This is a genomic window from Streptomyces sp. NPDC055078 (assembly GCF_053607985.1).
In genome coordinates this window covers 1-11,513 of sequence record NZ_JBSGUP010000232.1, presented here as the reverse complement: position 1 = coordinate 11,513, position 11,513 = coordinate 1, and the positions used below count along the sequence as shown (strand labels likewise).

Genomic DNA, 11,513 nt, shown 5'->3' with positions numbered 1-11,513 from the left:
CACCGACACCGGCCGGTCCGCCGCTTCGGGCGGAGCCGCCCGAAGCGCCCGGCCGTCACGGGCAACGTGCCGCGTGTCTTGTTCGTGTCGGTTTCGCCGGCTGCCCTGGCAGGGGGCACGGCGGGTCTCAGGCGTCGGTCAGTGTGGCTCCCGTTCTGCGGCGGATCTCTTCGGCCGGTATGCCGGGTGCGGTCTCCACGAGGCGGAGGCCGGTGTCGGTGACGTCGATGACGCCGAGGTCGGTGATGATCCGGTGGACGCAGGCGCGGCCGGTCAGTGGCAGGGTGCACTCGGTGAGGATCTTCGGGGTGCCGTCCTTGGCAGTGTGCTCCATGAGGACGATGACCCGGCGGGCGCCGTGGATCAGGTCCATGGCGCCGCCCATGCCCTTGATGACTTTTCCGGGAACGGACCAGTTCGCCAGGTCGCCGTGGGCCGAGACCTGCATGCCGCCGAGGATCGCGGTGTCGATGTGTCCGCCGCGGATCATGCCGAAGGAGAGGGCGGAGTCGAAGAACGAGGCTCCCGGCAGGGTGACGATGGTCTCCTTGCCCGCGTTGATCAGATCGGGGTCGACCGCGTCCTCGGGCGGGTATCCGCCGACGCCGAGGATGCCGTTCTCGGACTGGAGCACGACCTGCACGCCGGGCGGCACCTGGCTGGGGACCAGGGTCGGCAGGCCGATGCCGAGGTTCACATAGGAGCCGGGAGTCAGCTCCTGGGCGGCGCGGGCCGCCATCTGCTCTCTGGACCAGGGCGTCATGCCTGCACCGTCTCTCGTGTCCGGGGCGCGGACACGGTCCGGCGCTCGATGCGTCGTTCCGCCGCTTCGTGCGGGGTCAGCGGGATGACGCCCTGTACGAAGACGCCGGGCACATGGATCGCGTCCGGGTCCAGTTCGCCCGGCTCGACCAACTCCTCGACCTCGGCGAGGGTGACCCGGCCCGCCATCGCGGCGAGCGGGTTGAAGTTGCGGGCGGACTTGCGGAAGAGGAGGTTGCCGTGCCGGTCGCCCTTCGCCGCGCGGACGAGGGCGAAGTCGGTGGTGATCGCCTCCTCCAGCAGATGGTCCTTGCCGTCGAAGGCGCGCACCTCCTTGGGCGGCGACACCACGGCCGGGCGGCCGTCGGCGTCGTACCGCCAGGGCAGTCCGCCCTCCGCGATCTGGGTGCCGGCGCCCGCCGGGGTGAAGAAGGCCGGGATTCCGCTGCCGCCCGCCCGCAGGCGCTCGGCGAGGGTGCCCTGGGGGACGAGTTCCACCTCGATCTCACCGCTGAGATACTGCCGGGCGAATTCCTTGTTCTCCCCCACGTAGGAGCCGGTGACACGGGCTATGCGCCCCGCCGCCAGCAGGACGCCCAGCGCCCAGCCGTCCACTCCGCAGTTGTTGGACACCACCTTCAGACGGCCCGCGCCCTGCTGGTGGAGGGCGTGGATCAGTGCCGACGGCACCCCGCAGAGGCCGAATCCGCCCGCCGCGAGGGACGCGCCGTCGGGAATATCGGCCACCGCTTCGGCGGCGGATGCGATCACCTTGTCCATCGTGGCGTCCTGTCTGTCACGGCGTCCTCCTGAGGGTGGTTCTTCGGCCGGTCTCCGGTGGGGTACGCCCCGGGGCGGCGGGGCGGGTGCGGGGGTCACCGGGCCGTCTCCCCCGCCGGCGCGGTGCGGAACCCGTCGACCACGCCGCGGGCGGCGGTGGCCAGCATCGAGGTGTCATTGCTGAGGACGACGAAGCCGGCCCCGGACCGGGCGGCCTGTTCGGGCGCGTCGCCGAAGGCGAGACCGCAGGGCTTCCCGGCGTCCGCCGCCGCCCGCAGCACCCGGTCGATCAGGGTGCTCACGGCCGGGTCGCCCACCGGGAGCCCCATGGAGAGCGCGAGATCGACCGTGCCGACGAACACCGCGTCGACCTCGGGCAGGGCGAGGATGTCCGGCGCCGCCGCGATCGCCTCCTCGCTCTCCAGTTGCGGTACGCAGAGCACGGCGTCGTTGCCCTCGGCCAGATAGTCGCCGCCGGGACGCAGTCCCCAGCGTCCCGCCCGGCTGGTGCCTCCCGCGCCCCGGGTGCCCCTCGGCGGGAAGCGGGTGGCGCGGCTCACGGCCGCTGCCTGGTCCGCGGTGTCCACCCTGGGCACCAGCACGCCTCCCGCGCCCGCGTCCAGGACCCGCTGAACGGTCGACGGTGTGTGGTCCGGGACGCGCACGAGGGGTGTCATACCGAGCGCGGCCGCGCTGTTGACGAGCCGGTAGGCGGTCTCCAGGTTCAGGGGTGCGTGCTCCAGGTCGATGACGACGAAGTCGAACCCGGCGTAGGCCATGATCTCCACCGGCTCCGGTCCGGCGAGCTTCAGCCAGGTGCCCACGGGCGGACGGGAGCGGGCGAACAGCGGGGGCGGCCCGGCGGGCTGGGCGGCAGGCTGGCCGGCGGGCTGGGCGGCAGGCTGGGCGGCGGTCATGGGCGCGGGTACTCCTTGGCGTTGAGGACCCAGCCTGGCTGGTCGGAGAAGTCCTCGCGGGGCGGCGAGAAGACGTCGATGAGCTGGTTGAGCCCGGCCGCGACGGCCGCGGAGGTGTGCACGGTCGGCGGCGGGATCACGGTCACCGAGGGGCTGGCGACGCGCTGGTGGTCGTCGTCGCGCCAGGTGCGTGAGTCGGTCGTCCAAGGCGTACGGATGTGGTGCACGAACTCCCCCGCCACGGCCAGCGACACCTGTTCGAAGTCGTCGTGGTGGTGGGGCGACATCTTGGAGGGGTCGCGCGGACCGGCGTTCGGCGGCAGGAAGTTGACCATGAAGGCGCGGGTGCGGAAGATGCGCCCGAACCGGTGGGGGTCCTCAGGGATGTCGGCCAGCGGATAGACCCGTAGCCGGTCGCCGCCGACGGGTGCGGGCCACGGGCTGAGCGGCGTGACCCGCGGGTGGGGCGCTGAGTAGGAGGCGGCGTTGCGCGCCCGCTCGGCCCAGCCGGGTTCGTCGGCCTGGACCAGCCGTACGAGGTCGCCCTCGCCCAGGGCGGTGACGGTGCCGGGGCCGGGCGGGATCACGATCAGCCCCTGGCCGCGCAGGGTCACCGTCTCGTCCCCGCTGGTGACCTCGGCGCCCGATGAGTCGTGCACCAGGAGCAGCACCTGCTCATGGGTGAGGTCGAAGGCGCCGAGCCGGCAGCCGAGCGTCGGCCGGGTGTAGGCGAGCACCACGTTCTGTGCGCGGCTGATCCAGGTGCCGGGTTCGTCCGGCGGCAGCAGGGTGTAGTCGTGGTACTCCGGCACGGCGATACCCGAGGCCGTCGCGCCGGGGCCGCTCAGGGCGGCCCGGGGGTCGTCTTTCGTGTACATGGCCGTCCCGCCCTCTCAGTCGAGTCCGAGCAGGAAGGACGGGTTGTCCCGGGTCATCCGCTGGAGGTCCCTCGTCGGCAGCCCCAGGTCGAGCAGCGCGCCGCAGACCCGCAGATAGGCGTCCACCGGCTTCGGATTGCCGGCCTGCCCCAGATCGGAGGAGATCACCGTGTGCTCCGGGCCGACGCGCTCGATCCAGTCGAGCAGCACCTTCGGATCCCACTTCATATGGCCCTCGGTGTCGTACATCCCGACCTCGTGCTCGATGAACGCACCGAGCCGGACGAACTCCAGACACTGTTCGGGCTGGGCGCCGATCACAAAGTTCGGGTGGTTGACGATCATCCGCCGGATACCCTTCCGCCCGGCCGCCTCGAAGAGCCGCCGGATGCTGTCGGGGTACATATGGCCGCCGGACAGCAGCGCACCGGTCTCGGCGACGGTGTCGAGGATCTCGTCCGCCTCGGGCCTCAGCTCGCCGCTGTCGTCGATGATGTCGATACGGTCGCAGGTCAGCGGCACGGTCTCGGTGGGGAACCCGTCGCCCGCGCGGTGGCACTCGATGTGCCGGCCCGACGACATAGTCGGGAACCACACCACCTTGCCGCCCATCCGCAGCGACATCCGGACGGCGTGCGGGTTCAGCCCGCCGGTGAAGCTGTTGAGCGCGATCCCGCCGAAGACCTGGGTGCGCAGCTCCCGCAGCCGGGGGGCCATCGCGAGCACATCCATCACGGTGTTGTGGTGATGCGATTTGACCACGATCGCGCGCATCTCCAGCCGGTCCTGCGCGTCCCGGGCCGCCTCGATGTGGTCCATCCGGCGGGGGAACGGGCTCGGGCCGGAGTGGCAGTGGAGGTCGACGCTGCCGCGCAGCACCTTGGCGACCCCTTCGTACTCGGCTGTCGTCTGAGCCGTCATAAGACATCCCTTCGCTGTTCGTATTGACAGCGTGCTTGTTCGTATCGCGAACGTCAAGTGGTCATCTTCTGGCAATTTTCAAGGATCAACCATTTACGCGTTCGTATAGCAGGAGGTAGCTTCGCCATGTGAACATGCGATTCTCGCGATAAAGGAGCACCCATGACCGAGACGAATGTCGACCGCAGACCTGCGGTCGAGGGCTCCGCGTACGAGCCCAAAGCCAGGGCGGCGGTCCGGGCGGGCGTGCTGGCCTACTTCGTGGACCAGTTCGACATCTATCTGCCGATCATCGCCCTGGCGCCCGCCAGCGCGTACTTCCGGTCCGCCGACATCAGCACGGGCTCGGCGGCGCTGCTCAACGCCTTCGTCTTCGCCTCGACGCTGATCGCCCGCCCGATCGGGGCGATGATCTTCGGGCACTTCGCCGACACTCGCAGCCGCCGCAAGAGCACCCTGGTCGCGGTCGCCGGGTTCGGTGTCACCACCGCGCTCATCGCCGCACTGCCCGGCTACGAGACCATCGGCATCGCCTCGGTCGTCCTGCTGATCGCCCTGCGGTTCATCGACGGCATCTTCCTCGGCGGGGAGTACACCACCGCCGTGCCGCTGGCCATGGAGTGGAGTCCGCGCAGCCGTCGCGGGCTGGTGTCGGGCAGCATCACCTGCACCTCACCCGCCGCCTATGCGGTGGTCGCCGCGATCACCCTCGTACTGCTCTCGGTCCTGCCGTCGGCCGGTGTCGACTCCGCCTATGTGCAGTGGGGCTGGCGCATCCCCTTCGTGATCGGGGCGCTGCTCGCCGTGGTGCTGTTCCGCGCCTACCGCCGTGAGGTCGAGGAGCCGGACACCGAGCGGACGACCGAGGGCAGCTCACCCCTGGCCCAGCTCGTCCGGGGCGAGCACCGGCGCAGCATGATCCAGATCTTTGTGCTGATGACCGGCGTCTGGCTGGCCTGCAACGCGGGCCTCGCGGTACTGCCCGGCCTGCTCGACTCGCATGTCGGCCTCACGAACACCGAGGTCACGGTCACCATGATGATCGCGACCGGCGTCACCGCCGTGACCTACCCGCTGTTCGGGATGCTGTCCCAGCGCATCGGCCGGCGCCCGTTCTACATCGGCTACGGCATCAGCGTGATCGTCGTCGGCGGCCCCGCCTACACCCTGGCCATGAGCCTGGACGGCGGACTCGGCACCATGATCGTGATCTGTTCGGTCGTCTCCGTGTTCACCATCGGCACCTTCGGTCCCATCGCTGCCTATCTCACCGAGCGCTTCCCCGCCAGTATCCGGGCCAGTGGCTACGGCGTCGGCTACAGCCTCGCGCTGATCATCCCCGCGTTCTACGCCTTCTATCTGGACGGCCTCGCCAACATCATGCCCAGCGAGTACGCCCCGGTGGTGCTCGTGGTCCTCGCCGGCGTACTCATCAGCGTCGGAGCACTGGCCGGACCGGAAACCAAGGATGTGGACATGGGGCGGGAGGCGGCGGATACGGTGACGTGAACGGCGGGCGGCAGCGACAAGGGAGTTCTCCATGGCACAAGGCGTCGACGGAACGGCGTCCTCCGGTGACATCCAGGCGGTCAGCCGGGTCGGTCAGATCCTGGGCCTGTTCTCCGGGGTGAACCCCACCACCACGGTGGCGGAGGCGGCCGAGCGGCTGGGGCTGAACCGGAGCACCACCCACCGGTACTTCACCTCGCTCGTCGCCGCCGACCTGCTGGAGCGGACCGCCGAGCCGTCCCGGTTCGCACCGGGCAGCCTGCTGCTCCAGCTCGGGGCGGCGGCGATGGGCAGACGGCGGGTGCTGGACGTCGCCCCGCCCTATCTGCGGCGGATCTGCAACACCACGCATCTGACCACGGTCCTCAGTCTGTGGGGTTCCTCCGGACCGGTGGTCTCCCGTTCCGAGGAGGACAGCACCCGCTCGGTCCTCGTCACGGTGCGGGTGGGCACCCAGCTCGGGCTGCGGTCCGCCCAGGGGAAGGTGTTCCTCGCGTTCCTTCCCGACCAACTGCGGGTGGACCGGCTGCTGCTGACCCTGCCGCAGAACGAACAGGACGAACTGCGCGCCCAGCTCGAAGAGGTCCGGCACACGGGGATCGCCACCGACCATCTCGTCGACTCCGGTATCACCGCGCTGGCCACCGGCGTCTTCGACGAGTACGGCATCTGCGCGACGATCGCGATCGTGGGGACCGTCCGCACCCTGCCGGTCGAGGGAACAAACCCGTTCCGTGACGAACTGGTCGCCGCCGCCGCGCAGATCTCCGACAGCATGGGCGGCACCGTCCCCGCCTGAGTGCGGGCTCTCGGCGCACGCCGCCATGAGCAACCCTCACGGTCAGAAGTAGACCTCGCGAAGCCCCGAGGCCGACTCCTGTGAGGTGTCCACCTCCTCCGCCCGACCGTTCCGCAGGACGTAGAGACGGTCGCAGACGCAGGCCAGGGCCTTGATGCTCTGGTCCACGACCAGTACGCCAGGACCTGATCCCGTGATCGCGGCGACGGCTTCGAGGGCTTCCCCGGTCGCCTTCGGAGAGAGTCCGAGGCTGAGTTCGTCGATCATCAGGACGGAGGGGCCGGCCACCAGGCCCCGGGCGATCGCCAGCATCTGCTGCTCCCCTCCGCTGAGCAGACCCGCCTGCCGGGGCAGCAGGCGTTCAAGAGCCGGGAAGCGGTGGAGCGTACGGTCGAGCTGTTCAACGGTGAGGCGGCCTCCCACCGCGAGGGCGCCGACACGGAGGTTCTCCAGGACGGTCAGGGACGGGATGACCCCCCGGCCCTCGGGGACGTGGATCAGACCGGCGCGGGCCACATCCTCGGGCCGGCGGGGAAGCGGACTTCCGTCGAGGGAGACGGTGCCGGAGCCCCGGCCGTTGAGCCCGGACAGGGCTCTCAGCAGCGTGGACTTGCCCACGCCGTTGCGCCCCGCGAGGCCGACCAGTTCGCCCGGTCGCACCTGGAGGGTCACATCGTCCAGTACCCGGGCGGTCCCGTAGCCGGCCGACAGCCGGCGGACGGCCAAGCCACCCTCGTCCCGGCCGGCGTCCGGACCGGGAGCGGGAGCACGCCTGTCCCGAACCTCCACCGGGGAGCCGACGAACGCCTCCAGGACCGCGCTGTCACGGGTGACCTCCTCCGGGGAGCCCTGGGCCAGTACCCGGCCCGCGTCCAGCACGGTCACCGAATCGGCGACCCGGCGGACGAACGCGACATGATGGGCGATCAACAGGATCGACACCTGTCCGGTCGCGCGCAGCCGCAGGAGCGCGCTCTCGACCGTACGCATCTCATCCTCGCCCAGCCCCGCCGTGGGTTCGTCGAGCAGCAGCACCCGGGGCCGCGCGACCAGCGCTCTGGCCAGATCGACCAGTTTGCGGTCGGCGAGTGAGATACCGCCCGCGCGCCGTGACCACAGGGACTCGGCGACGCCCACCTGGCGCAGGGCGTCCTCGCACCGTTCGGCCGACCGCCGCTCGGCACTCCGCCCCGGGGTCCCGCGCAGCAGATCGAGGACGAACGGCTGCCGCCGCTCGGCGAACAGACCGAGCCGTACGTTCTCCAGGACCGGGAGATCGTCCACAAGGGACGGGTTCTGGAAGGTGCGGCCCACACCCGCCGCACGGATCGCCCGGGGGCCGAGGCCGGTCACCGGGGTATCCAGAATCCGGACGGTGCCCGCGGTGACCGGCTGGACGCCGGTGATCGCGTTGACCAGCGTGCTCTTTCCCGCTCCATTGGGACCGATGACCGCGTGAACCTCCCCGTCGAGCACCGTGTCGGTGACCGCGCGCAGGGCATGGACACCCGAGAACGCCACGTCGATGCCGCTGACCTCGACGGCTGTGCGACGCCCCGGCGCCGACGGGCGGGTCCGGGCCGGGTGCTCTTCGCCGGCGAGCTGGTCGGCCGGTGCCGGGAGGGAGGGCTCACGCACACCCGCGTCCGGTACCGGGAGGGAGGACTCGCGCACTCCGGTGTCCGGTCCCGCGGACTCGGCTGCGGCGGCCCGCGGTCGTCCCGCACCGCGCCGCAGCCGCCGTACGGCCGTGCGCGCCGCATCGGCCGCCACTCCGACGACGCCGGTGGGCGCGAGGATCAGGAACGCCAGAAAGGCGATACTCGCGTACAGGGCCTGGTTGACGGGCGACGACTGGAACACGGTCGGCAGCGCCCCGAAGAAGAACGCGCCGAGGACCGGCCCGGCCACGGTCCCCTGCCCGCCGACGACGATCATGGCGACCGCGGTGATCGACACATGCACGGCGAACGAGTCCGGGGTGACGACCATCAGTACCTGGGCGAGCACCACACCGCCCAGCGCCGCCCCGATACCGGTGTAGGCGAACGCGGTCCACTTCACCCGCCTGACCGGTACCCCCAGCAGCGAGGCAACCTGGTCGTTCGAGCGGATCAGGCGCAGCGCCCTGCCCTGGGCGCCGATGGCGTAGTTGGCGGTCAGGAAGAGCACGAGGCCCAGGAACGCCAGGCCCAGGAAGTACAGTCCGCGCCCGGACCCGAGATCGAGGCCGAAGACGGTCAGCGGGGGAACCACCATTCCGGCCTGGCTCCCGGTGACCGAGGCGAACTCGCTGGTCTGGAGGCCGGCCGCGATCACAAAGGCGAAGAACAGGGTGACGATCGCGGAACCGAAGTGGGAGAGCTGGACGACGGCGAGCCCGGTGAGCGCGCACACCGCGACCGTGACCGCGAGGGTGATCAGCAGGGCGGTGCCGGGGTCGAGTTCGGCCCGCAGCCGTATCCCGGTCCAGGTGTAGGCCCCGACGGCGACGAACGCGCCGTGCCCGAAGGACATCTCGCCGAGGTGGCCCTGCCATACGTTGAGCGTGGTGGTGACGCAGGCCCAGGCGACGCCCACGGCGAGCACGGACTGCCAGGCCGGGGCGAGCGGGAGCACACCGATGACGGCGAGCGCAAGCAGGACCAGCGCGGGTGTGCGGTAGCGGGCACACCGGGCGAGGCGGCCGTGGATGGGGCCTTTGGGCGCGGCTCCTTCAGGGGCGCGCTTCTGCGGCAGGTGACTCTCCGGCACGTGACTCTCCCTCAGATGACCCTTCGGCAGGTGACCCTTCGGCAGCCGGCTCTCCGCCGGGGGCTTCTCCGTCACAGCGTCTTCAGACACGGCGCACCTCCGGCCGGCCGAGGAGCCCCTGGGGGCGGGTGAGCAGAATGCCGACGAGTACGGTGAACATCAGGATGTTGGCCCAGTCGGAACCCTGGTAGGTGGACACCACATTGCCGATGAGGCCGATCACCTGACCTCCGATGATCGCTCCGGGCAGGCTGGTCAGACCGAAGGCGATGGCCGCGGTGAACCCGTACAGCACATAGCTCTCCATCATCGACGTGGACAGGAACAGGGTGTTGGCGGCCAGCAGGGCGACGGTGGCGCCGAGCGCCGATGTGACGCCCCAGACGATGGTGGCCAGCCGCCGGTTGCGGACCCCGAGCAGCCGGGTGACCTCGCGGGAGTCGGCCATCGCCCGCGTCAGCAGCCCGATGTCGGTACGGCGGAACAGCACCGCGAAGCCCGCCAGCAGGACGGCGGCGATGCCCAGCGTCTGGAGCGCGGCATAGGTGAACTGCACGCCCGCGACGGTGAATCCGCCCGCCGTGAGCAGCCTCGGGAACTGGAAGGGCTGGCCGGGACCCCACAGCCGGTCGATCAGCGCGGCGAACAGCAGTGACAGGGCCAGGGTGCGGACGATCGCGTTGGTCGCGTCGCCCCGGTCGCGGAATCTGATCGCCACCGTGTATGTGACGACCCCGAGTACGGCGCTGAAGGCCAGCCCGGCCGCCACGGCGAGCGCGGTGGGCACCCCGTACCCCGTCAGCAGCCGCCAGACGACGAAAGCGGCGAGCGCGCCCATCGCGCCCTGGGCGAAGTTCACCGTGCCGGTGGCCTTGTAGAGGACGACGGTGGCGAAGGCCAGCAGACCGTAGAGCACTCCCGCCGCGATGCCGCTCACCACGGCGGGCAGCAGCAGATTCACGGCTTCACCGGTACGGGAACGGTGCCGGTACGCACGAACTCGCCGTCCTTGAGGGTCACGGCGGGCAGTGCGGAGAGCCCGATGTGGGACTCCGCGGAGAACGAGACCGGCGGGATCAGCGGGCTGGCCGCGCTGTTCTTCAGGGACTCCAGCCCCTTGACGATGCCGGGCCCGCTCAGATCGTCCCCCGCCGCCTTGAGCCCGGCGACGACGAGCTGGGCGTCCATACAGCCGAAGGTGGTGACGTAGTCCGGCTTGGTGTCCGGGTAGTACTTCGCCAGCGCGGCGTTGCAGTCCTTGGCGCTGGGGTCGGTCGGCGGGTTCGTGGTCGCCAGCGAGTACAGCAGGCGGTGCGCGGCGGCCGGGGTGCCCTGGGCGAAGGTGTCGCCGGGCAGTGTGGTCAGGCCGAGGATGCCGCGCGCCGGGAGCTTGTTCTCCTTCGCCAGATAGCTGGTGATCTTGGTGCTCTCGGAGGGCCCGGAGGTGAACAGCACATAGTCGGGCCGCTTCTCCGCGACCCGGAGCGCGAAGGGCGACACATCGGCACCGAACGGCACGATCGCCTCCCCGGCCAGTGTTCCGCCGCCCGCGGACACGGCGTCCTTGACCCGGCCGAAGTTGGCCTTGCTCTGGTCGGATGCGGTCTGCACCAGGAAGACGCTGCCTGGCCCGCTCCGCTTGAACGCGGCGGTGACGACCGCGTGGGCCTGGTCGGGGTAGGTGGGGATACCGGCGAACGCGTAGGGGACCACCTTCTCGACAAAGCTCGCGGTGGACTTGGAGGGGAAGAGGAGCGGGACCTTCGCCTGGTCGAGGATGGGCACCATCGCCTCGATCGAGCCCGCGCCGGAGACGCCGACGACGGCCACGTTCCGCTGCCCGATCAGGGTCCGGACGTTCTGCACGGCCCGGGAGACGTCGAGGGCGTCGTCGAGCACCGTCAGCTTGATCTTGCGACCGTTCACCCCGCCCGCGTCGTTGACCGCCTTGAAGACCGCCTGTTGCCCGTCGCTGAAGCTCTTGCCGAAGGCGCCGGCGGGACCGCTGATGTGTGTGGTCTGGCCGAGCCGGATGACATCGTCACCCGACGCCCCCTGGTCGCCCGCGCCGCCGCAGGCGGTCAGGGCGGCCAGCGCCGTCAGTGCGGTGCCGGCCGCCGCCGTACGGCGTCTGACGAATGATCGCTTGCTCATGGTGTGGGAACCTCTCGTGCTGAACGCCCCTGACCGGAG

Annotated in this window: 10 protein-coding genes; 2 read left to right on the top strand and 8 right to left on the bottom strand. The window is 70.6% G+C overall.

The window, feature by feature from the left end; genetic code table 11:
• Positions 1 to 127: 127 nt before the first annotated feature.
• From ACWF94_RS20280 to ACWF94_RS20260, 5 genes are all read right to left on the bottom strand, one after another.
• Complete coding sequence (locus ACWF94_RS20280; protein WP_453489936.1) at positions 128 to 763, bottom strand: CoA transferase subunit B; 636 nt, start codon at positions 761 to 763, stop codon at positions 128 to 130.
• Positions 760 to 1,542: a CoA transferase subunit A gene (locus tag ACWF94_RS20275; RefSeq protein ID WP_453489934.1), complete on the bottom strand. Its 783-nt coding sequence runs from the start codon at positions 1,540 to 1,542 to the stop codon at positions 760 to 762. The genes ACWF94_RS20280 and ACWF94_RS20275 overlap by 4 nt, the downstream gene beginning before the upstream one ends.
• 95 nt (positions 1,543 to 1,637) lie before the next feature.
• Positions 1,638 to 2,459 (bottom strand): HpcH/HpaI aldolase family protein, encoded by an 822-nt coding sequence (locus ACWF94_RS20270; RefSeq protein WP_453489932.1) that lies wholly within the window; start codon positions 2,457 to 2,459, stop codon positions 1,638 to 1,640.
• The gene (locus ACWF94_RS20265; protein ID WP_453489929.1) at positions 2,456 to 3,337 is read right to left on the bottom strand and encodes a hypothetical protein; all 882 of its coding nucleotides are present in this window, start codon (positions 3,335 to 3,337) and stop codon (positions 2,456 to 2,458) included. Before ACWF94_RS20265 ends, ACWF94_RS20270 begins: the two co-directional genes overlap by 4 nt.
• A 15-nt stretch (positions 3,338 to 3,352) precedes the next feature.
• Entirely contained in the window at positions 3,353 to 4,258 is a 906-nt protein-coding gene (locus ACWF94_RS20260; RefSeq protein WP_453489926.1) for a DUF6282 family protein, read from the bottom strand.
• Between the two features lie 162 nt (positions 4,259 to 4,420).
• Here ACWF94_RS20260 and ACWF94_RS20255 point away from each other — a divergent pair, with 162 nt between their 5' ends.
• Complete coding sequence (locus ACWF94_RS20255; RefSeq protein WP_453489923.1) at positions 4,421 to 5,767, top strand: MFS transporter; 1,347 nt, start codon at positions 4,421 to 4,423, stop codon at positions 5,765 to 5,767.
• Positions 5,768 to 5,798: 31 nt separating this feature from the next.
• On the top strand, positions 5,799 to 6,566 hold the full coding sequence (locus tag ACWF94_RS20250) for an IclR family transcriptional regulator (protein ID WP_453489920.1): 768 nt from the start codon (positions 5,799 to 5,801) through the stop codon (positions 6,564 to 6,566).
• A 42-nt stretch (positions 6,567 to 6,608) separates the two neighbouring features.
• Here the strand turns inward: ACWF94_RS20250 and ACWF94_RS20245 are convergent, their stop codons facing one another.
• The 3 genes from ACWF94_RS20245 to ACWF94_RS20235 form a co-directional block, all read right to left on the bottom strand.
• Positions 6,609 to 9,320: an ATP-binding cassette domain-containing protein gene (locus ACWF94_RS20245; RefSeq protein WP_453489917.1), complete on the bottom strand. Its 2,712-nt coding sequence runs from the start codon at positions 9,318 to 9,320 to the stop codon at positions 6,609 to 6,611.
• A gap of 82 nt (positions 9,321 to 9,402) precedes the next feature.
• Positions 9,403 to 10,281, bottom strand: a complete 879-nt coding sequence (locus tag ACWF94_RS20240; RefSeq protein ID WP_453489914.1) for a branched-chain amino acid ABC transporter permease — start codon at positions 10,279 to 10,281, stop codon at positions 9,403 to 9,405.
• Positions 10,278 to 11,474: an ABC transporter substrate-binding protein gene (locus tag ACWF94_RS20235; protein ID WP_453489911.1), complete on the bottom strand. Its 1,197-nt coding sequence runs from the start codon at positions 11,472 to 11,474 to the stop codon at positions 10,278 to 10,280. Before ACWF94_RS20235 ends, ACWF94_RS20240 begins: the two co-directional genes overlap by 4 nt.
• Positions 11,475 to 11,513 lie beyond the last annotated feature (39 nt).